This is a genomic window from Curtobacterium sp. MCPF17_046, from assembly GCF_003224295.1.
Classification (GTDB): Bacteria; Actinomycetota; Actinomycetes; order Actinomycetales; family Microbacteriaceae; genus Curtobacterium.
Window position 1 is genome coordinate 46,644 of record NZ_QKLB01000002.1, and the last position, 21,390, is coordinate 68,033.

The 21,390-nt window shown below is 73.7% G+C and carries 17 protein-coding genes and 1 tRNA gene; 9 read left to right on the forward strand and 9 right to left on the reverse strand.

The window, feature by feature from the left end; all coding sequences use genetic code 11:
* Window positions 1-5 precede the first annotated feature (5 nt).
* Window positions 6-920 carry a siderophore-interacting protein gene (locus tag DEJ32_RS01850; RefSeq protein ID WP_110825134.1) on the forward strand — a complete coding sequence of 305 codons (915 nt, stop codon included), beginning with the start codon at window positions 6-8 and terminating at the stop codon, window positions 918-920.
* Window positions 917-1,732 carry an ABC transporter ATP-binding protein gene (locus DEJ32_RS01855; RefSeq protein WP_110825133.1) on the forward strand — a complete coding sequence of 272 codons (816 nt, stop codon included), beginning with the start codon at window positions 917-919 and terminating at the stop codon, window positions 1,730-1,732. Before DEJ32_RS01850 ends, DEJ32_RS01855 begins: the two co-directional genes overlap by 4 nt.
* Window positions 1,733-1,952: 220 nt before the next feature.
* Here DEJ32_RS01855 and DEJ32_RS01860 read toward each other — a convergent pair whose 3' ends face one another.
* The 5 genes from DEJ32_RS01860 to DEJ32_RS01880 form a co-directional block, all read right to left on the reverse strand.
* On the reverse strand, window positions 1,953-2,309 hold the full coding sequence (locus DEJ32_RS01860) for a Fe-S oxidoreductase (RefSeq protein ID WP_110900150.1): 357 nt from the start codon (window positions 2,307-2,309) through the stop codon (window positions 1,953-1,955).
* A gap of 3 nt (window positions 2,310-2,312) precedes the next feature.
* A complete protein-coding gene (locus DEJ32_RS01865; protein WP_110900151.1) occupies window positions 2,313-3,713 on the reverse strand; it encodes an NAD(P)/FAD-dependent oxidoreductase in 1,401 nt (466 codons plus the stop codon).
* Between the two features lie 80 nt (window positions 3,714-3,793).
* The gene (locus DEJ32_RS01870; RefSeq protein ID WP_110825131.1) at window positions 3,794-4,615 is read right to left on the reverse strand and encodes an arginase family protein; all 822 of its coding nucleotides are present in this window, start codon (window positions 4,613-4,615) and stop codon (window positions 3,794-3,796) included.
* A 57-nt stretch (window positions 4,616-4,672) separates the two neighbouring features.
* Window positions 4,673-5,398 (reverse strand): PspA/IM30 family protein, encoded by a 726-nt coding sequence (locus DEJ32_RS01875; protein WP_110900152.1) that lies wholly within the window; start codon window positions 5,396-5,398, stop codon window positions 4,673-4,675.
* A 45-nt stretch (window positions 5,399-5,443) separates the two neighbouring features.
* Complete coding sequence (locus DEJ32_RS01880; protein WP_110900153.1) at window positions 5,444-7,306, reverse strand: TPM domain-containing protein; 1,863 nt, start codon at window positions 7,304-7,306, stop codon at window positions 5,444-5,446.
* 223 nt (window positions 7,307-7,529) lie between these two features.
* Between DEJ32_RS01880 and DEJ32_RS01885 the strand changes: the two genes are divergently transcribed.
* Together DEJ32_RS01885 and DEJ32_RS01890 are read left to right on the forward strand one after the other, a co-directional pair.
* Entirely contained in the window at window positions 7,530-7,733 is a 204-nt protein-coding gene (locus DEJ32_RS01885; RefSeq protein ID WP_110825128.1) for a hypothetical protein, read from the forward strand.
* A 93-nt stretch (window positions 7,734-7,826) separates the two neighbouring features.
* Window positions 7,827-8,528: a 4'-phosphopantetheinyl transferase superfamily protein gene (locus DEJ32_RS01890; protein WP_110900154.1), complete on the forward strand. Its 702-nt coding sequence runs from the start codon at window positions 7,827-7,829 to the stop codon at window positions 8,526-8,528.
* On the opposite strand, the gene DEJ32_RS01895 is transcribed toward DEJ32_RS01890, so the two are convergent.
* From DEJ32_RS01895 to DEJ32_RS01910, 4 genes are all read right to left on the reverse strand, one after another.
* Window positions 8,525-9,841 (reverse strand): M1 family metallopeptidase, encoded by a 1,317-nt coding sequence (locus tag DEJ32_RS01895; RefSeq protein ID WP_110900267.1) that lies wholly within the window; start codon window positions 9,839-9,841, stop codon window positions 8,525-8,527. The genes DEJ32_RS01890 and DEJ32_RS01895 overlap by 4 nt on opposite strands.
* 8 nt (window positions 9,842-9,849) lie before the next feature.
* On the reverse strand, window positions 9,850-13,836 hold the full coding sequence (locus DEJ32_RS01900) for a Pls/PosA family non-ribosomal peptide synthetase (RefSeq protein ID WP_110900155.1): 3,987 nt from the start codon (window positions 13,834-13,836) through the stop codon (window positions 9,850-9,852).
* A gap of 255 nt (window positions 13,837-14,091) precedes the next feature.
* A tRNA-Arg gene (locus DEJ32_RS01905) sits at window positions 14,092-14,163 on the reverse strand.
* Between the two features lie 130 nt (window positions 14,164-14,293).
* Window positions 14,294-14,875, reverse strand: coding sequence for a hypothetical protein (locus DEJ32_RS01910; RefSeq protein WP_110900156.1), 582 nt, complete (start codon window positions 14,873-14,875; stop codon window positions 14,294-14,296).
* Window positions 14,876-14,948: 73 nt separating this feature from the next.
* On the opposite strand from DEJ32_RS01910, the gene argS reads away from it, so the two are divergent.
* From argS to thrC, 5 genes are all read left to right on the forward strand, one after another.
* Window positions 14,949-16,619 carry an arginine--tRNA ligase gene (gene argS / locus DEJ32_RS01915; protein ID WP_110900157.1) on the forward strand — a complete coding sequence of 557 codons (1,671 nt, stop codon included), beginning with the start codon at window positions 14,949-14,951 and terminating at the stop codon, window positions 16,617-16,619.
* 2 nt (window positions 16,620-16,621) lie between these two features.
* Complete coding sequence (locus DEJ32_RS01920; RefSeq protein ID WP_110890835.1) at window positions 16,622-17,401, forward strand: hypothetical protein; 780 nt, start codon at window positions 16,622-16,624, stop codon at window positions 17,399-17,401.
* A gap of 67 nt (window positions 17,402-17,468) precedes the next feature.
* Window positions 17,469-18,890, forward strand: a complete 1,422-nt coding sequence (lysA, locus tag DEJ32_RS01925) for a diaminopimelate decarboxylase (RefSeq protein WP_110825122.1) — start codon at window positions 17,469-17,471, stop codon at window positions 18,888-18,890.
* A 28-nt stretch (window positions 18,891-18,918) separates the two neighbouring features.
* On the forward strand, window positions 18,919-20,226 hold the full coding sequence (locus DEJ32_RS01930) for a homoserine dehydrogenase (protein ID WP_110900158.1): 1,308 nt from the start codon (window positions 18,919-18,921) through the stop codon (window positions 20,224-20,226).
* A 72-nt stretch (window positions 20,227-20,298) separates the two neighbouring features.
* Complete coding sequence (gene thrC, locus DEJ32_RS01935; RefSeq protein WP_110890832.1) at window positions 20,299-21,378, forward strand: threonine synthase; 1,080 nt, start codon at window positions 20,299-20,301, stop codon at window positions 21,376-21,378.
* Window positions 21,379-21,390: the final 12 nt, after the last annotated feature.

The following is a 21,390-nucleotide window of genomic DNA, read 5'->3' on the forward strand; positions in this document are numbered from 1 at the left end:
GAGGTGTGGCTGCCCGGTACCGCGTCTTCTCCGTCCGCGTGGCGGCCGTCACCTCGCTCACCCCGCACTTCGTCCGCGTGACGCTGACCGGTGCCGAACTCGCGGAGTTCTCCGCCGTCGGGCTGGACCAGCGCATCAAGGTGCTCCTGCCGCTCGACGGCCACGGGTTCTCCGACCTGCCGGAGGGCGAGGACTGGTTCGCGGCGTGGCGCGCACTGCCGGACGCCACCCGGAACCCGATCCGCACGTACACCGTCCGCTCCTTCCGTCCGGACGCGCACGAGCTCGACATCGACTTCGTCGCCCACGGGGACGGCGGGCCGGCCTCGCGCTGGGTGTCCGCGTGCCGTGTCGGCGACGAACTGCGGATCGTCGGCCCCCGCGTGCCGGAGTCGCCCGAGGACCTGCCGTCCGGCGCGGCGGAGTTCGCGCCCGGGTCGGCGAACCGGATCCTCCTCGCGGGCGACGAGACGGCCGCTCCCGCGATCTGCGCGATCCTCGAGGCCCTCGACGTCTCGGCCGTCGGACACGTGTTCATCGAGGTCCCGACCGACGCCGACCGCCTGCCCGTCTCCGCGCCCGCCGGCGTCGAGGTGCGGTGGATCGCCCGCAACGGCGCGTCGCACGGCGTCCGCATGACCGACCACGTGCAGGCCTGGGCATCGACGGTCGCGGTGCCGGCGCCCGTCCTCACCGATGGGCGCGCGGCGGTGCCGGTGGAACTCGCGGACGTCGACGTGGACCACCAGGTGCTCTGGGACGTCCCGCGCGAGGACGACGACCTGCCGGTCTACGCCTGGATCGCTGGGGAGGCCGGCTGCGTCAAGGAGCTCCGACGCCACCTCGTGCGCGGCGTCGGCCTGGACCGCAAGCAGGTCGCGTTCATGGGGTACTGGCGCCACGGCAAGGCGGAGTGTTGACCCCTGCCAGCGTCCTCACCCCCGAGGCGCCCGTCACCGCACTCGGCGCCCGCGGGTTGCGGCTCGGCTACGACGACCGCGTGGTCGTCGACGGGCTCGACGTCGACGTGCCGGACGGTGAGCTCACCGTCATCGTGGGTCCGAACGCCTGCGGGAAGTCGACGCTCCTCAAGGCGCTGGCGCGGACGCTCAAGCCCACCGCCGGGACGGTCTACCTGGACGGCCGTCCGATCACGTCGTACCGCCCGAAGGCAGTGGCCCGGCGCGTCGCGATGCTGCCGCAGACGCCGATCGCCCCGGACGGCATCAGCGTGCGCGACCTCGTGTCCCGCGGACGCTTCCCGCACCAGGACCTGCTGCACCCCTCGAGCGGCACCGACCGGCAGGTCGTGCAGGCCGCCCTGGCGCAGACGGACATCGTGGGCCTCGCCGACCGCGGCGTCGACGAGCTGTCCGGTGGCCAGCGGCAGCGCGTCTGGATCGCGATGGTGCTCGCGCAGGAGACCGACATCGTGCTGCTCGACGAACCCACCACGTTCCTCGACATCGCGCACCAGTACGACGTGCTCGAACTCGCCTCGACGCTGCACGCGGCCGGTCGCACGGTCGTGGCGGTCCTGCACGACCTCAACCAGGCTGCGCGGTACGCGACGCACATGATCGCGATGCGCGACGGGGTGATCGTGGCGCAGGGGCCGCCGGCGACGGTCGTGACCGCGGAGCTCGTCGAGGACGTCTTCGGCCTGCCGTGCGTGGTCGTGCCGGACCCGGAGACCGGCACGCCGCTCGTCGTGCCGCGTCGCGCGCGCTGACGGGCGCGCTGCGCGCTGCGCGCTGCGCGCATCGGCGCGGTCCGGGGCCGACGCGGTCCGGGGCCGACGGGGCCGGCGCGGTCCGGCGCCGCACAACGGAAACCGGCTCGAACCACGGGAGTCCGTGGTTCGAGCCGGTTTCCGTTGTGCGTGACCGGCGGACGCCGCGGCTGACGCCGAGCCGGGCGCGGGCCGGCGCTCGGCGCTGAGCGCTCGGCGCTCAGCGGTAGCCGCCGTCCTCGAGTCCGGCCTCGACCTCGAAGCGGTTGTGCAGCGGGTCGCGCCCCGCCAGCGCGTACAGCAGCGGCATGAGCATGCCGTACCGCCGCCACTGGTCGACGTGCACCCGCTCGTGCCGCAGGACCCGGTCGCCGTCGTTGTCCCGGGTGAGGTACACCGAGCCGACGCAGGTCCCGCCACGCCGGAAGACCCAGCGGGGCAGGCCCCGACAGACGACGAGCCCGTCGACGACCCGCACGGGCCCCGTCGACAGCGTCAGGCCGATCGCGAGGCCGACGGCCGTCGCGAACGCCCACCCGGCGCGGGACACCGGCGAGTCGACGAGCGGGTTCGGCACCGGCTACTCGGGGCGGCCGTACGTCTCGAGCAGGCGGAGCCAGATCTCGTTCATCGTCGGGTAGGCGGGGACGGCGTGCCAGAGCCGGTCCACGGGGACCTCGCCGACCACGGCGACCGTCGCGGCCTGCAGCATCTCGGCGACGTCCTGCCCGACGAAGGTCACGCCGACGACGACCCCGCGGGACTCGTCGACGACCATCTTGGCGCGCCCGGTGTAGCCGTCGGCCTGCAGTGCTGAGCCGGCGACGGCGCCGAGGTCGTACTCGACCGCACGGACGTCGATGCCCTGCTGCCGGGCCTGCTCCTCGGTGAGGCCGACGCTCGCGACTTCGGGGTCGGTGAACGTCACCTGGGGGACCGCGGCGTGGTCGGCCGTGGCGACATGGGCGCCCCACGGTTCCGCGTGCACGGGCTTCCCCTGGAGGCGGGCGGCGATCGCCTCACCGGCGGCGCGGGCCTGGTACTTGCCCTGGTGGGTGAGGAGGGCGCGGTGGTTCACGTCACCGACGCCGTAGAGCCAGTCGGTGCCGGTGACGAGCATGGTGTCGTCGACCTCGAGCCACTCGCCCGGGGTGAGTCCGACGGCCTCGAGCCCGAGGTTGCCGGTGCCCGGGGCGCGGCCCGTCGCGGCGAGGACCTCGCTCGTGACGAGGGTCGTGCCGTCGTCGAAGGTCGTCGTGACGAGGCCGTGCTCGTCGCGGTCCACGCGCGTCGGGTTGACGCCGGTGCGGACGTCGATGCCGGCCTCGCGCATGGCGTCGCCGACGAGTTCACCGGCGAACGGTTCCATCCCGCCGAGCAGGCCGTGGCGGGCGACGAGTGTCACCTTCGCGCCGAGGGCCGCCCACGCGGTGGCGAGCTCGGACCCGGCGACACCGCCGCCGATGACGAGCAGGCTCTCCGGGACCTCCTGCGCACTCGTGCCCTCGCGCGTGCCCCAGGGCTTCGCCGCTTCGAGTCCGGGGACCGGCGGCAGCGTGTGCAGCGAGCCGGTCGCGACGGCGACGGCCCCGGCCGTGTACGAGGTCCCGTCGACCTCGATGGTCTTCGCGCCGGTGAACTTCGCGTACCCGCGGATCAGCGCGATGTCGGACGACTCGAGCCACTGCACCTGCGACGCGTCGTCCCAGTTGCTCGTGAACGAGTTGCGACGGGCCAGGACGGCGGCAGCGTCGACGGAGCCGGTGACGGCTTCCTCCGCTCCGCCGAGGCGCTTGGCCGCGGCGACCGCGTGGCTGCTGCGCAGGAGGGCCTTGGACGGCATGCAGGCCCAGTACGAGCACTCACCGCCCACGAGCTCGGCTTCGACGACCGCGACCGACAGGCCGCGCTTGTGGGCGTAGTCCGCCACGTTCTCGCCGACAGCGCCGGCTCCGATCACGATGAGGTCGTAGTCCGTCATGGGGCCGAGCGTAGCCGCCCGGGGTGGGGTCCCGGCCGGGAGCGCTGCGCTGTGTGGAGCGTCCGGTGTGGACGGGCGGGTCAGGAGGCCCGTGCTGCGGTGGAGAGTGCGCCGACGATCCGGAGGATCACGCCGAGGTCGTCGACGGCCCGCTCCGGGTCGACGGGTGCGAAGCCGGTGAGTGCGGCGCCGACGAGCCGTCGGCCGGCGGTGGCCGCCTGGACGAGGGCGACCAGGGCGGCGCCGTCGAGTCCGAACGGCACGGGTTCCAGCAGGCCGTCGACCTCGGAGGGGTCGAGCACGTCGAGGTCGACGTGGACGAAGACCCCGGTGGCCCCGGTCCGCTCGACGGCGGCTGCGAGCGCGTCGGGCGTGGCCGCGTCCACGTCGAGGTGTGCGACGCCGGCGCGCTCGAGGGCGGCCGCCTCGGCCCCCTCGGTCCCGCGGGTGCCCGCGACGACGACGGACGCGGCGGGGACGACCGGGAGCTCCGGGAACAGGTCTGCCGGGCGGTCGACCAGCAGGCGCAGCGCGGCCGTCTCGGCGGCGACCGGCTGCGCGCGGTTCAGCGCTCGGTAGCCGCTCGAGCCGGACAACCGGACGACGGTGGTGTCGGGGCCGACGAGGACCGAGGCACCGAGGACGGTCGAGCCGTCCCCGCCGATGACGAGCACGGGTTCGCTCGCGACGGCGCACTCCTCGGCGACGGATCCGGAGACGGAGAGGACCGAGGTGTAGCGGGCGACCGCAGTGTCGAGCCGGTCGCCCGCACCGGGTGGGACGGCGATCGTCGTCGTCGCGGCTCGGGGGAGGTCCGCGGCGACGGCGGCGGCTCCGTCCGCGAGCCGCATGGCGCGAGACGACGCCGAACCCTGCCATTGACCGACCACGAGGAAGCGCATCCTGTCAGTCTGTCAGCCGGGTCCGACGTCGTCCGGAGCTGCCGGTGGTGCGCGGTGTCAGACCGCGGACGCCCCGCCGGACTTGAGGGCTGCGAGACGGGCCTCCACCTCGGCGTCGCGGCCGACGTCCTCGAGGCTCTCGAACTGCGCGTCGAGGCTCGACGCCTGCAGCTCCTGCTGGCCGATGACCTTCGCCTCTTCGCGACGGACCTTCTCCTCGAAGCGCGCGAGGTCGCTCGTCGGGTCGGTGATGTCGATCGTGCCGATGGCGTCGTTCACCTTCGACTGCGCCTCCGCGGTCTTGGCGCGGGCGACGAGGCTGTTGCGCTTGGCGCGGAGCTCCTCGAGCTTCTGCTCCATGCCGGCGAGGCCCTGCTTGAGCTTCTCGACCTGCTCGTTCTGCGTGGCGAGCGGTGCGGCGTTGTCCTTGACCTCCTGCTCGGCGGCGATCTGCTTGCCGATGGCGATCTTGGCGAGGTTGTCGAACTTGTCGGCCTCGGCCGTCTTGCCCTCGGCGCGGTACTTGTCCGCTGCGGCGGAGGCGTTGCCCGCCTTCTGGCCCCACTCCTGGGCGGCGCGGACGTCCTCCTCGTTGTCCTGCTCGAGCAGGCGGAGGTTGCCGATCGTCTGCGCGATGGCGCTCTTGGCGTCGGCGATGTTGTTCGAGTAGTCGCGGACGAGCTGGTCGAGCATCAGCTGCGGGTCCTCGGCGTCGTCGATGATCTGGTTGATGTTCGCCCGGACGAGCGAGGAGATCCGGCCGAAGATGGTCTGCTTTGCCATTGCTGTGTCCCTTTCGTGGTTGGTTGTCTAGGTGGGTCTGACCGGTCAGAAGCGGCCGCCGCCGGAGAAGCCGCCGCCCATGCCGCCCATGCCGCCGCCGGGCCACCCGGTGGTGTCGTCGTTCGCCTCGTCGATGGCCGCTGCCGCGTACTGCTCCGCGGCACGGGCGGCCTGCAGTGCCCGCTGCGGGTCGGTGGTGGCGAGGTCGAGGGCGTCGTCGAAGGCCCGCTCGGCCTCGGACAGGCGGGTGCGTGCGGCGGGGCCGACGGCTCCGCGGTGCACGGTGATGAACTCGCGCGCCTGGCCGATCCGGGAGCGGGCGTCCCGGAGGGCGGCGTCGAGGGCCTGGGTCGCGCGACGATGCTGCTCCTCGGCGGTGCGGGCGGTCGCGAGGGCGGCGTCGATGTCCGTGTTCGCCTTCGTGAGCGCGTCGACCGCCCCGACGGGGTCACGCGGGTCGACGTCGGCACGGAGGACCCGCTGCGCCCGCGCGACCGCGGCCGCGAGGTCGGGGCCGCCGGTGCGGAGGGTGGCGGCCGCGGCGACGTCGCCCTCGATGTCGGCGCGCATCGCCTCGGCACGCTCGGCGGCGTCGGCGAAGGTGCGCTCCGCTGCCGTGACGGCGCCGGTGAGCTGCTGCACCTGGGCCAGCGCGTGCTGCCCGTCCCGGACCGCGACGACGGCCTCGCCCCGGTCGCCCGCGGCGAGCGCCGTCCGAGCGACACCGGCACGCTCGTCGGCGTACGCGAGCACCTGCTCGGCCTGGTCGACGTTGTCGGCGACGGTCGCGAGCGTCCGACCGGTGTACGCCGTCCGGACGCGCTCCAGCGCCGCACGGGCCGCGGCCACGGCGGCGGGAGCGGTCCCGAGGGCGGCGGTCAGCTCGGCAGCGGCGGTGTCGACGCCCGCTTCGAGCGAGCGCAGCTGGTCGAACGACTCGGTCTGCGACTCGATGGCCGCGTGCGCCTGCTCGCAGATGGCGATGATCTGGTTCGCCCACTCGGCGCGCTCCTGCGGCGTGTCCGGGACCTCGTCGTCGAGCTGCTGCTGGAGGGCGAAGGCCTTGCGGACCTCGCGCTTGGCGATCGACACGGTCTCGGCGAACGGGGTGGCGGCGTCCTCGCCGAACTGCGCCGCAGCGAAGCCGACCTCTTGTTCGGCCGTGCGCAGTTCGTCGTCGATCGTGACGAGTGCCCCACCGGCGCGTCGCTGGAGTTCGGCGAGGGACTGCTCCTGCTCGCGCCGGGCCGCGACGGTGCGCCGCCGGTTGCGGGCCCGGATGACGAGGACGGCGACGACCGCGGCCAGGACGGCGACACCGAGCAGCACCCACAGCCAGGTGAGGTCGGCGGGCTGCTGGCTCTGCTGGAGTCCGCCGGCGAAGGCCGTCGCCGCGGCGGCCCAGTCGCCCTGCTTGAGGCGGGGGAGCAGGTCGCCGTCGACCGCGCGCTCGACGTCGCTCGAGGTGATCGCCGTCTCGTTGGTCTGCTGGACGTCGTAGTTCCGCTCGTCGACCGCGACGGAGAGCAGGATGCTGTCCGTCTCGATCTGGTTCTGCTGCATGGTCGCGGCACCCCAGGCGGTGTGGTCGCTCGGGTCGGTGAAGGACGGCACGAAGACGACGAACAGCTGTGTCTGCGTCTCCTGGTACAGGTCCTGCACGGCCTGCTCGACGTCGGCCTGCTGGGCGTCGGTGAGGGCGTCCGCGTCGTCGAGGACGTACGCGCCGCTGAGGTCGACCGGCTCGGTGGCGTGCGCGGCCGGGACCGGGGCGACGACGAGCAGCGCGGCGACGGTGGCGGCGGTCGCGCCTGCCAGCAGACGCGCGAGCAGGGGACGTGGCGCCGCGTCGTCCCGGGCAGGCACCCCCGTCGACCCGAAGTCCGTCCTGACCTCGACCGTGCGCATCCGTCCTCCGTCCGTGGCCCTCGTCCAGCTGGTCCGTGGCCGTCGTCCGGAGTCTAGCCAGGCACCTCCTGGACGAGCCGGGGCTGTGGAGCGGGAGGGCGGGCCTGCGTCGGTTGTACCCCACCGGGATCGCCCGGGGCCCGCACACAGTGGACAGTGCTGCGGGCATGTCCCCCGAAACGGGGTAGAGTTGGTCTGAGCCAATGAAGGAAGGGGAGCAGCAATGGAGCGAGCGACCACCGCAGAAGTCGTCCCACTCGAGGACGGGTACCACCGCGTGTCCACGCCGGCGAGCGGCGTGATCGGGTTCGTGCGTGAGCGTGACGGACGGTACGAGGTCCTCCGCGGACGCGTGCGTCAGGCGACCCGGTCCGAGGGCCGGTACGCGACGATGAACGTCGCACTCATCGCCCTCACCCACGCCTGACCCGCAGGACGACAGCACGGCCCCGGTCGGTCCCGACCGGGGCCGTCGTCGTGCCCGCACCGGCCGTCCCACTGCGGACCGTAGGCTGCTCGCGTGGGTGAGTCGGGCCTCCAGACCGTGTCGGTGCGGGTGGCCGCCGCAGGGGCGTCGCGAACGGCCGACCGGGAGGCCCTGGTCGCGTTCGTCGCCGAGGTCACCCGATCGGACCCGGCCCTGGTCTCCGTGCAGCAGCGCTGTCCACACTGCGGTGCTGCGGACCACGGTCGGCCGGGAGCCCGGGTCGACGGTCGTCGGGTCGGCGTCGGTCTGGCGCGGACCTCGGGGATCGTCGTCCTCGCCGTCGGGCCGGCGTCGCTCGGTGTCGACGTCGAGCGGGCGTCCCGGGTGACGGCGGCCCCGCTCGACGCCTTCACCGCGGGGGAGCGGCACCGCGCGGTCGCGTCCGGACCGGAGTGCGCGGGGGTGCACCTCACCGCGTGCTGGACGGTGAAGGAGGCGGTGCTGAAGCGTGACGGACGGGGGCTCCGGGTCGATCCCGCACGCGTGGAGGCCGTCCTCGGACGAGTCGGCGACGGGCAGGTGGACCGCGCGCGGTTCGACGGGATGGAGCAGCTCGTCACGGTCGTCGTGCTCGACGCGGACCTGGTCGTGGCCGTCGCCGCGGGCGGTGCTCCGGTCCGGGTCGAGGACCTCCGTGGACCGGGACCCCAGGACGGCGGGGACACCGGGACGACGCCGACGCCGCGACGGCACGGGCGCCAGGGCGGCGCCGTGTCAGGGCGGCGCCGGGGCTAGGGCAGCGGGGGGACGCCCGGTTCGTCGATCCAGGGTCCGAGCGCGCGCAGCACGTGCGCGGGGTCGGTGCCGGCGGCCGTCGCGAACGCGCCCACGACGTCTGGCGTCGTCACCGTGCCGTGGTGGTGCCGTCCGGTCACCGTGCGGAGACCGTCGGTGAAGGCAGCGTCGCCGATCGTCCGTCGCAGGGCGTGCAGGGCGAGCGCGCCGCGCTTGTAGACGCGGTCGTCGAACATGTCCCGGGCGCCGGGGTCCGCGACGACGAGGTCCTCCGGCTGGTCGAGCAGCCCGGCACGGTACGTCGCCGCCAGGTCGTCCGCGGTGGGGCCGCCGCGGTGCTCGGACCAGAGCCACTCGGCGTAGCAGGCGAAGCCCTCGTGCAGCCAGATGTCGCGCCACACGCCGAGCGTCACCGAGTTGCCGAACCACTGGTGCGCCAGCTCGTGGGCGATGAGCCGGTCGGTGCCGTGCTCCCCGTCGACGTGGTTCCGCCCGAAGACCGCGAGGCCGTGCGCCTCGAGCGGGATCTCGAGCTCGTCGTCGGTCACCACGACGCCGTACTCGGCGAACGGGTACGGCCCGAACCGGTCGGTGAACAGGGCGATCATGTCGGGCACCTGGCCGAAGTCCGTCCGCACGGCGGCGGTCAGGTCGGACGGGTGGTGCACGGTGACCGGCACCGCACCGCCGCGCAGCTTCGTCGCGCGGTACCGACCGATCTGCACGGTGGCCAGGTAGGTCGCCATCGGCTCGGTGACGGCGTAGGTCCAGCGCGTGCCACGAGCAGTGCGCTCCCGGCCGAGCAGCGCGCCGTTCGCGATGACCTCGTACCCCGCTTCGCACGTCACCTCGATGCGGTAGGTCGCCTTGTCGTCAGGGCGGTCGTTGCAGGGGAACCACGACGGTGCGCCGACGGGCTGGCTCGCGACGATCACGCCGTCGGTCAGTTCCTCCCAGCCGAGCGTGCCCCAGGGGCTCCGGAGTGGTCGGGGTGCGCCGCGGTACCGCACGTGCACCGTGAACTCGTCGCCCGCAGCGATCGGTGCGGCGGGTGTCACGGTCGTCTTGTGTGTCCCGACCGAGACCTTCTTCGCGCGCACGCCGTCGACGTGGACCCGGTCGACGCTCAGCCCGTGCAGGTCGAGCACGACCTTCTCGAGCGGCTCGTCGGCGGTCGCGCTGATCGTCGCGGTCGCGTCGAGCCGGTTCGTGGCGACGCGGTAGTCGAGTCGCAGGTCGTGGTGGCGGGTCGTCCACCGCCGGTCGCCGCTGTGCGGGGTGTACGGGTCGGCGGTGGGGTCGGTCTGCTTCACGGTGCCGGTCAGTCTGCCACGGCGCCGACCGGCCCCGGGTGCTCGGTGCGCTCGCCGGACCCACTGGCGTCGCGTGGTCCGTCGGCGTCGCCGGACCCGCTCGCCCCGTCGTGCCCGGTGGTGGACGCCGCGGTGCGCCACGGCGGGTGCTCCCACGGGCCGATCGGGTTGCCGGCCCAGAGCGTGCCGCCCGGGACCTGCTCGCCGCGCATCACGAGCGAGGCGGGCCCGACGGTCGCTCCCGGGCCGATGCCGGCAGCGGGCAGGACCACACCGTGCGGCCCGAGCGTCGCGCCGGCGTCGAGCGTCACGGTGTCGAGCTGCATGACGCGGTCGTGGAACAGGTGCGTCTGCACCACGGTGCCGCGGGCGACGGTCGCCCCGTCGCCGATCGTGACGAGGTCGGCCTCCGGCAGCCAGTAGGTCTCGCACCAGACGCCGCGGCCGATCGTCGCACCGAGGCTCCGCAACCACGCCGCCAGGGCCGGGGTGCCGATGGCCTGCTCGGCGAACCAGGGGCGTGCGACGGTCTCGACGAAGGTGTCCTGCACCTCGTTGCGCCAGACGAACGACGACCAGAGCGGGTGCTCGGTGGCGGTGATGCGCCCGACGAAGGCCCACTTCGCCACGGTCGAGACGGCCGCCGCGACCGCACCGGCGGCGATGAGGACCGGGCCGGCGAGCAGCACCGTCCAGCCGAGCCCCACCGTGGTCCACAGGGCCAGGAAGGTGGCGGCGACGGCCACCCCGATCGCGGCGGACACCATGGGTGCCACGAGACGCAGCACCTCCCACGCGCCGCGGGCGACCTTCAGCCGGGTCGGCGGCCGGAACGTGCGCTCCTCGTCGAAGTGCGCCGCCGCCCGTCGGAGCCGGACCGGGGGACTGCCGAGCCACGAGGACCCGCGCTTGGCCTTCTTCGGCACGGCGGACAGCACCGCGACGAGGGCCTCGCGCGGCACCGACCGACCGGCGCCGGTCATGCCGCTGTTGCCGAGGAACGCCCGGCGGCCCACCTTCGACCGACCGATCCTCACCCGACCGCCGCCGAGCTCGTAGGTGGCGACCATGGTGTCGTCGGCCAGGAACGCCCCGGACGCGATCTGTGTCAGCGCGGGGATGAGCAGCACGGTGGAGATCTCGGTGTCCCGGCCGACCCGCGCGCCGAGCAGGCGGAGCCAGAGCGGGGTGACGAGGCTCGCGTACAGCGGGAACAGCAGCGTGCGGGCAGCGTCGAGGACCCGTTCGGTGCACCACACCTGCCACCCGGTCCGGGACCGCACGGGGTGCCGACCCTCGACGAGCCCGAGCCCGAGCAGCCGGACCGCGGCGACGACGAGGCCCGCGTACACGAGGCCCGCGACGACCGTGGCGAGCGGCACGCTCAGCAGCGTGGGGCCGACCGCGGCCCCGAGCGAGGTCGGGCGCCCGACGACGAGCGCCGCGACGGCCAGTCCGGCAGTGACGCCGACGACGGGGAGCCCGGCGACGGCGACCGACCCGGCCCCGTACGCGAGCAGCCACCGCTTCGGGGACGCGGGGCGGGCCTCCCGGCCGTGGCGTGCCGACCCGATGCGCTCGGCCGGCGAGCCCGCCCAGCGCTCACCCGCCGGGACCGCGCCGGCCACCGCCGAGCCGGCCTCGACCTCGGCGCCGTCGCCCACGTGTGCTCCGGGCATCAGGGTCGAGCGGCTGTGCACGACCGCGTCCGTGCCGACGTGCACGGGACCCAGGCGGAACACGTCGCCGTCCACCCAGTGTCCGGCGAGGTCCACCTCGGGCTCCACTGCGGCCCGCTTCCCGATCGTGAGCATCCCGGTGACCGGCGGCAGCGTGTGCAGGTCGACGTCCCGGCCGATCCTCGCACCGAGGGCCCGGGCGTAGTAGCTGATCCACGGGGCACCCGCGGTCGACGGACCGTCCACGGCCTCCGCGATCCGTTCCGCGAGCCAGACCCGGACGTGCACCGAGCCGCCGCGCGGGTGGTCGCCGGGACGGACCCCGGCCAGGAGCAGGCGGGCGGCGACGACCGTGATCGTCATCTTGCCGGCCGGGGTGACGAACAGCACGAGGGCGATCACCAGGAGCGGCCACGGCAGCACGGGCAGGAACGGCATCGTGGTGGCGTGCAGCACCGCCGCGACGAGTGCCGTCCAGCTCAGCAGGCGCAGCCCACGGAGCACCTGGAGCGGCAGGCCGAGCACCGTCAGGAGCAGCCCGGTGCGCGGCGGCACCGGCCGGACGTCCCGTCGTGCCGCCGCCACCGGCCCGGACGCGTCGAGCGCTGCCGCGAGTGCGCCGATCCGCGGGTGGTCGTAGACGTCGGCCACGGTGGTCGTGGGGTAGCGCTCGCGGACCGCCGACACGAGCTGCGCGGCGGTCAGGGAACCGCCGCCGTGCGCGAAGAAGTCGTCGTCGACGTCGGCGACCGGGACACCGAGGATCGCCGACCACCGCTCGGCGATCCATGCGACGGTCGGCGGCAGGTCCGTCCCGATCGCGCCCTCGAGGGGCCACGGCAGCGCCGCCCGGTCGACCTTGCCGGACGTCCGCGTCGGCAGGGAGTCGACGACGGCGAGGAGCGGCACGAGCGCGGCGGGCAGTTCCTCGCGGAGACGGGTGTTCGCCGCGGCCGTGTCGACGACCGCGCCGGCGACCGGGGCGATGTAGCCGACGAGCACCTGGTTGCCCGCCGGGGTGCGCTGCACGACCGCGGCACCCGCGGCGACGTCGTCGAGGGACTGCAGGGCCGCGTCGATCTCGCCGAGTTCGATGCGCCGGCCGCCCAGCTTCACCTGGTCGTCGGCGCGACCCTGGAAGACGAGCCCCTCGGGGTCGTACCGGACCAGGTCGCCGCTCCGGTACGCCCGCTCCCACCCGAGCTGCGGGAAGGGCGCGTACTTCTCGGCGTCCTTCGCCGGGTCGAGGTACCGGCCGAGGCCGACGCCCCCGATGACGAGTTCGCCGACCTGCCCCGGCGCGACGCGCTGCCCCTCGGCGTCGACGACCGCGAGGTCCCACCCGTCGAGCGGCAGGCCGATCCGCACCGGGGTGCTGCCGTCGAGCAGGGCACCACACGCGACGACCGTCGCCTCGGTCGGGCCGTACGTGTTCCACACCTCGCGGTCCCGGGACGCGATGCGGGCGGCGAGCTCCGGCGGGCAGGCCTCACCGCCGAAGATCACCAGCCGCACGGACTCGAGCGCGTCGTCGGGCCACAGTGCCGCGAGCGTGGGGACGGTCGAGACGACGGTGATGCCGTGCGCGATGAGCCACGGGCCGAGGTCGACCCCGCTCTTCACGAGCGACCGGGGCGCCGGCACGAGGGAGGCACCGTGTCCCCAGGCGAGCCACATCTCCTCGCACGAGGCGTCGAACGCCACGCTGAGGCCCGCGAGCACCCGGTCGTCCGGACCGAGCGGCGCGGCCTGCAGGAACATCCGGGCCTCGGCGTCGACGAAGGCCGCGGCGGAGCGGTGGGTGACGGCCACGCCCTTCGGCACGCCGGTGGACCCCGACGTGAAGATGACCCACGCGTCGTCCTCGGTCGTGGGCGCCTCGGCGCTCGCCGCGGGGTCGGTGACCGGCAGCGGAGCGCCCTGGCGGTCGCGGAGCACACCGCCGGCACCGATGACGCCGACCACCCGTGCTTCGCCGAAGACGAGGGTGGCGCGTTCCTCGGGGTCGTCGGCGTCGACGGGGACGTAGGCGGCGCCGGCGGCGAGGACGGCGAGGATCGACACGGACAGGTCCCGGCCACCGGAGGGGATGCGGATCCCGACCCGGTCGCCGCGTCGGACGCCGTGGCGGGCGAGGTCGGCGGCGCGCTCCTGCACGAGGGCGAGGAGGCCGCGGTAGTCGAGCGCACCCTCCGGCGTCTCGAGGGCGAGGGCGTCGGGGTGTGCCTCGGCGGTGGCGGTGAGGACGTCGAGCAGGGTCCTGGCCGGTGCGGCGCGGTCCCCGCGGTCGAGTTCCTGCTGCGTGGAGGTCGTCACGCCGCGTGATCCTAGGGCCCGGAGGTGTCCTGCTCGGGAACGCACGTGGCCGCGACCACGGAGGGTCGCCGCAGCGGACGTCGTGCTGGTGCCCACGGGGGAAGGTGCCCGCAGCGGACGTCGTGCTGGTGCCCACGGGGAAGGTGCCCGCAGCGGACGTCGTGCTGGTGCCCACGGGGGAAGGTCGCCGCAGGCGACGTCGCGCGCTGCCGACCGAGCGTAGCGAGGACGACAGCTTGCGCGGGGATGTGACTGTGCCCCCAGGAGGATTCGAACCTCCGCCCCTGCCTCCGGAGGGCAGTGCTCTATCCCCTGAGCTATGGGGGCCCGGGGTGTCACCAACCGTAGCAGGTCCGCGCCCGCCTCCTGAACGCCGGTGCGCCTCCCCGGGCGTGCCGTGTCGGACGGGAGGCTCCGCACCGGTCCGACACGGGCCTCCCGTCCGCCGTGGCGCCGGTCAGGGCGTCGGTGACCCGGTCGGCGCGGTCGCGTCCGGCGCGACCGCGTGCCGGACGGCGTCGACGACGGGCTGGGCGGTCCCGGGCTCGGTGAAGAGCGTCGAGCTGGTGTGGATCCAGTACGGACCGGCGAAGGCGTCGGCGCGACCGGTGCCGGAGCGGAGGGAGTAGTAGCCCTCCACCGTGTACGTGGGGACGGACCCGCCCTGCGCGAAGAGGGCGTCCTCGAGCTGTGTGATCTGCGCCGCGGGCAGGTGTGCCACGGCGACGGTCACGGTGACGTCCTCGTCCGCGGTGGACCGCCAGGTGCACACGCGACCGTCCTGGCCGGCGATCTGCGCGACGGCCGAACCCGATGCGGGACGCGGTGTCCGCACCCGCTCGAAATCCCGCCCGTAGACGGTGAACGTCGTCGCCGGCACGAGCTCGTCGCAGTCCTGCGGCACCGGACGGCCGACGCTCCCGGTGGTGGGGGAGGCGGAAGGGGCACCACCGCCTGTGCCCGAGCAGGCCGCGAGCACGAGCGCGGCGGGGACGACGAGTGCGGCGAGGCCGGACGCCCGGAGGCTGCGGGAGGTCATGACGGACCATGATGCTGCATCCCTCCCGGCGTGGTCCGGGTGGTCGCCGGGTGTCCCGGTAGACTCGATCGCCGTGACTCCTGCCGAACTCTCCGCCGCGTACCTGTCGATCCTCACGGGCATCGTCGAGCGCCGAGGCGCTGCCGACACCGTGACGGTCCAGGAGTCCCACGTGGCCCTGGAACGGCCGAAGAACCGGGCGCACGGCGACTGGGCGTCGAACGCGGCCATGCAGCTCGCGAAGCGCCTCGGGACCAACCCGCGCGAGCTCGCGACGGAGATCGCCGGCGAGCTGACCGAGCTCGACGGCGTGGACTCGGTCGACATCGCCGGGCCGGGCTTCATCAACATCACGCTCGAGGCCGCCGCGGCCGGCGAGGTAGCACGCACCGTGGTCGACCAGGGCGTGACCTTCGGGCACGGCGACCTCTACGACGGGGTCCGCATCGACCTCGAGTTCGTGTCGGCGAACCCGACCGGACCCATCCACATGGGCGGCGTGCGGTGGGCCGCGGTGGGCGACAGCCTGGCGCGCGTGTTCCAGGCGCAGGGCGGCCTCGTCACCCGCGAGTACTACTTCAACGACCACGGCAACCAGATCGACCGGTTCGCCCGCTCCCTCCTGGCGTCCGCGCTGGGGGAGCCGACGCCCGAGGACGGCTACGGCGGCGCGTACATCGGCGAGATCGCGGCCCGCGTGCTCGCGACGCTCGAGCCGGGTGTCGACGTCACGGGCATGCCGCGCGACGAAGCGCAGGAGCTGTTCCGGCGCGAGGGCGTCGAGTTCATGTTCACGGACATCAAGCGGTCGCTGCACGACTTCGGCGTCGACTTCGACGTCTTCTTCCACGAGAACTCGCTGCACGAGTCGAAGGCGGTGGACCGCGCGATCGCCCGGCTGCAGGAGCAGGGCCGGATGTACGAGGCGGACGGCGCCCTGTGGCTCCGGACGACCGACTTCGGCGACGACCGCGACCGCGTGGTCATCAAGTCGGACGGCGAACCCGCGTACATCGCCGGCGACCTCGCCTACTACCTCGACAAGCGCGAACGCGGCTTCGAGCGGAACCTCATCATGCTCGGCGCGGACCACCACGGCTACGTCGGCCGGATGATGGCGATGTGTGCGGCGTTCGGTGACGAGCCGGGCGTGAACCTCGAGATCCTCATCGGCCAGCTGGTGAACCTGCTCAAGGACGGCCAGCCGCTCCGGATGTCGAAGCGCAACGGCACCGTCGTGACGATGGAGGACCTCGTCGACGCCGTGGGCGTGGACGCCGGCCGGTACGCGCTCGTGCGGTTCGCGAGCGACACGGCGATCGACATCGACCTCGACCTGCTGACCAAGCGCACGAACGACAACCCGGTGTTCTACGTGCAGTACGCCCACGCCCGGACGCAGTCCGTCGCTCGCAACGCCGCGGCGTCCGGCGTCGACCGCTCGGTGTTCGACGCGTCGCTGCTCACCCACGAGTCCGAGAGCGCCCTCCTCGGCGCGATCGCGGAGTACCCGCGGGTGGTCCGCCAGGCCGCGGAGCTCCGGGAACCGCACCGGATCGCCCGGTACATCGAGCAGCTCGCCGGCCTGTACCACCGCTGGTACGACTCCTGCCGCGTCACGCCGCTCGGTGACGAGCCCGTGTCGGACCTGCACCGCACCCGTCTCTGGGTGAACGACGCCACGGGCCAGGTGGTCCGGAACGGCCTCGGTCTGCTCGGCGTCAGCGCGCCCGAACGGATGTAGCGGTGACGTCCGCACCCGCCACCGGTCGGGGTCGGGAGCGTCGGGGCCGGAAGCGTCGGGGCCGGACGCTGGCGATCGTGCTGGTCGTCGTGCTCCTGCTCCTGGCGGTCGTCGTCGTGGTCGCCGAGTTCGTCCTCCGCGGGGTCGTCGACCGGACGATCGCGGACCAGGTCGAGCAGTCGCTGCCCGACGGCACGACCGGGACGGTGGACGCGCACGTGGACGGCGTCGTCATCCCGCAGCTGGTCGGCGGGACCTTCGACCGGGTGCACATCTCCTCGGACCGGTTGACGGTGGCGGGCATCCCGCTCGCGGCGGACGTGACCGCGCGCGACCTGCCGGTGGACGGCCAGGGCGCCGTGCACGACGTCGACGGCACGGTCCGGCTCGCGGCCGGGGCGGTCAAGGACCTGGCGGCCTACTCACCGCTGTTCGAACGACTCAGGCTCATCGACGGCGGCGTCGAGCTGCGGGGCACCACCTCGGTGCTCGGCTTCGACATCGGCTACGCGGCGGACGGCTCGGTCGCGGTGCAGTCCGACGGTCGGGGCGTCACGATCACGCCCGAGACCGTCCGCATCACCAACTCCTCGCTCGGGTTGGACCTCGACGACATCCCGGGCGTCTCGGACGTGCCCGTCCCGGTCTGCACGGCGCAGTTCCTGCCGGAGCAGCTCCGGGTCCGGTCGCTCCGGGTGACGGAGTCGGCGGCGACGGTGCGCGTCACCGCGGACGAACTCCCGCTCAGCGAGGACGGCCTGCGCACCACCGGCCGCTGCTGAGGACCCCGCGGGCGACGAGCGTCACATGCGCCGGGAGGCCCGTCCCGGCCGGATAGGATCGGGTCCCGTGAGCGAGAACCCCCTTGCGCCGCCGCGGCTGCGGTTCCCGACGGACGCGTCCGAACTCGTCGACCGCATCTGGCCCGCGTCCGCGACGCGGACCGACGACGGCATGCTGGCGATCGGCGGTGTCGCCGCGGACGCACTCGTGGCGCAGTACGGCTCACCCCTGTACGTCGTCGACGAGCGTGACGTCCAGTCGCGCGCCGTCCGCGTACGGAACGCCTTCACCGACGCCTTCTCGCGGATCGGGACCCGGGCGCACGTCTACTACGCGGCCAAGGCCTTCTGGACGACGCACGTCGCCCGGTGGATGGCCGACGCCGACCTCCGTCTCGACGTCTGCACGATGGGGGAGATCGCCGTCGCGCTGGCCGCGGGCGTCGACCCGGCGCTGATGGGCTTCCACGGCAACGACAAGTCCGACGCAGAACTCGAGCGCGCGGTGTCGATCGGGCTCGGCACGGTCGTGCTCGACAGTCACGAGGAGATCGGCCGCGTCGCCCGCATCGCCGCCGAGGCCGGTGTCGTGCAGCGCGTGCGCATCCGGATCAACAGCGGGGTGCACGCCTCGACCCACGAGTTCCTGGCCACCGCGCGCGAGGACCAGAAGTTCGGCATCCCGCTGTCCGAGGCCGTGCAGGCGGCGACGGCCGTCCGTGCCGAGCCGTCCCTGGCGTTCGTGGGGCTGCACTCGCACATCGGGTCGCAGATCTTCGACGACAGCGGTTTCCGCGAGGCCGCCCGCCGGCTGATGGACGTGCACGCCACGCTCGTCGCCACCGGTCCGGTGCCGGAACTCAACCTCGGCGGCGGCTGGGGCATCGACTACACCGAGGCGGACGCGGCCCTCGCGCCCGAGGACGTCGCGGACGCCCTCGCCGCGATCGTCGCCGAGGAGTGCGCGTCCCGCGGCATCCCGGTGCCCGAGATCGCGGTGGAGCCCGGCCGCTACATCGTCGGCCCGCCCGGCGTCACGCTGTACCGCGTCGGCACGATCAAGCCCGTCACGGTCGAGACGGACGAGGGCACGTCGGCGACGCGCACCTACGTGTCGGTCGACGGCGGCATGAGCGACAACGTGCGGCCGGCGCTGTACGGCGCGGACTACACCGCACGCCTCGCCCGGACGTCGGACGCCGACCCGGTGCTGACCCGTGTCGTCGGGAAGCACTGCGAGAGCGGTGACGTCGTGGTCCACGACGAGTACCTGCCCGGCGACGTGCAGCGGGACGACCTGCTCGCGGTGGCCGCGACCGGTGCCTACTGCTGGAGTCTCGCGAGCAACTACAACCACGTCGGTCGTCCGCCGGTCGTCGCGGTGGCGGACGGCACGGCCCGTATCCTCGTGCGTGGCGAGACCGTCGACGACCTCCTCGCCCGTGACACCGGCGTCGCGCCGGTGCCCGACACCGGTGCCGCACGCTGACCACCCGACCCGGAGAGACACCCACCCGATGATCGAATACCGCAACGTCCGCGTCGCGCTGCTGGGAGCCGGCTCGGTCGGTTCCCAGGTCGCCCGACTCCTGCTCGAGCACGGCGAGGAGCTCGCGACCCGGGCCGGCGCCGGTCTGGAGCTGGTCGGGATCGCCGTCCGCGACGTCGAGGCGCAGCGGGACGTCGACCTGCCGCGTGACCTCTTCACGACGGACGCGGAGTCGCTCATCCTCGGGGCCGACATCGTGGTCGAGCTCATCGGCGGCATCGAGCCGGCGCGCACCCTCGTGCTGCAGGCCCTGCAGTCCGGGGCGGACGTCGTCACCGGCAACAAGGCGCTGCTCGCCACGCACGGCCCGGAGCTCTTCGCCGCCGCCGAGCAGGTCGGCGCACAGCTCTACTACGAGGCCGCCGTCGCCGGCGCGATCCCGATCATCCGACCGCTGCACGACTCGCTCGCGGGGGACCGCATCGAGCGGATCATGGGCATCGTCAACGGCACGACCAACTTCATCCTCGACCTGATGGACCGCGAGGGCGCGACTTTCGACGACGCACTGGCGACCGCGACGGAGCTCGGGTACGCCGAGGCCGACCCGACCGCCGACATCGAGGGCTACGACGCCGCGCAGAAGGCGGCGATCCTCGCGTCGCTCGCGTTCCACACCTCGGTCCCGCTCGCCGCCGTGCACCGCGAGGGCATCACCTCGGTGACGATCGAGCAGGTCCGCGCCGCCCGCAAGGCCGGCTACGTCGTGAAGATCCTCGCCACGTGCGAGCGCCTCACCGACGCCGAGGGTCGCGAGGGCGTCAGCGCCCGCGTCTACCCGGCGCTCGTGCCCGAGTCGCACCCGCTCGCGAGCGTGCACGGGGCGAAGAACGCGGTGTTCGTCGAGGCCGAGGCCGCCGGCGACCTCATGTTCTACGGCGCCGGCGCCGGCGGGGTGGAGACGGCCTCCGCGGTCCTCGGTGACCTCGTGTCCGCCGCCCGTCGCCACGTCATCGGCGGTCCGGGTGTCGCGGAGTCGACGCAGTCGGCACTGCCCGTCTTCCCGATCGGGACGGTGCGGACCCGCTACCAGATCGCGCTGCACGTGTCGGACGCCCCCGGCGTGCTGTCGACCGTCGCGGGGGTGCTCGCGGCGCACGGCGTCAGCGTCGAGACCGTCGAGCAGACCACCACGGGTGCCGTCGAGGGGACCGCGACGCTCGTCATCGGCACGCACCTCGCCCGTGAGGCCGACCTGGCCGACACCGTCGTCGCGCTCCGCGGCGAGGACGTCGTCATCGACGTGACCAGCGTGCTGCGCGTCGTCGGCACCTGACGCGACCCCGAGCCTCCCGACCGACCAGCCGACCCAGACCAGACCGCCCCACCGGACAGAGAGAGAAGCCTGATGGCCCACCAGTGGCAGGGAGTCCTGCGCGAGTACGCCGACCGACTCGACGTGACCGACGCGACCCCGATCGTGACGCTCGGTGAGGGCGGCACCCCGCTCATCCCGGCGCGACGACTCTCCGAGCGCACCGGCGCCCAGGTGTACGTGAAGTACGAGGGCATGAACCCGACCGGCTCCTTCAAGGACCGCGGCATGACGATGGCGATCTCGAAGGCCGTCGAGCACGGGGCGAAGGCCGTCATCTGCGCCTCCACCGGCAACACGAGCGCCTCGGCGGCCGCGTACGCCACGCACGCCGGCATCACCGCCGCGGTGCTCGTGCCCGAGGGCAAGATCGCGATGGGCAAGCTGAGCCAGGCCGTCGCGCACGACGCACAGCTGCTGCAGGTGCAGGGCAACTTCGACGACTGCCTCGACATCGCGCGGGACCTGTCGGCGAACTACCCGGTGCACCTGGTCAACTCGGTCAACAACGACCGCATCGAGGGGCAGAAGACCGCCGCGTTCGAGGTCGTCGACGTCCTGGGGGACGCGCCGGACTTCCACTTCCTGCCGGTCGGCAACGCGGGCAACTACACCGCGTACTCGCGCGGGTACCGAGAGGACGTCGCCTCGGGCCGTTCGTCGCGGATGCCGCGGATGTTCGGCTTCCAGGCAGCCGGCTCGGCCCCTATCGTGCACGGTGAGGTCGTCCGGCACCCGGAGACCATCGCCTCGGCGATCCGGATCGGCAACCCGGCGTCGTGGCAGCCTGCGCTCGAGGCCCGGGACGAGACCGACGGCTACTTCGGTGCGATCTCCGACGAGGCGATCCTCGCTGCGCACCACATCCTCTCGGCAGAGGTCGGCGTGTTCGTCGAGCCGGCGTCGGCCATCGGCGTCGCCGGGCTCCTCGAGCGCGCCGACGCGGGCGTCGTCCCGAAGGGCGCGACCGTCGTCATCACGGTGACGGGCCACGGCCTGAAGGACCCGCAGTGGGCGCTCCGCACGCAGGACGGCGGTGAGGTCGCCCCGACCAGCGTGCCCGTGGACACCGCCGCGATCGCGGACGTGCTCGGACTGGTCAGCGCGCGGTGAGCGTCGACCGCT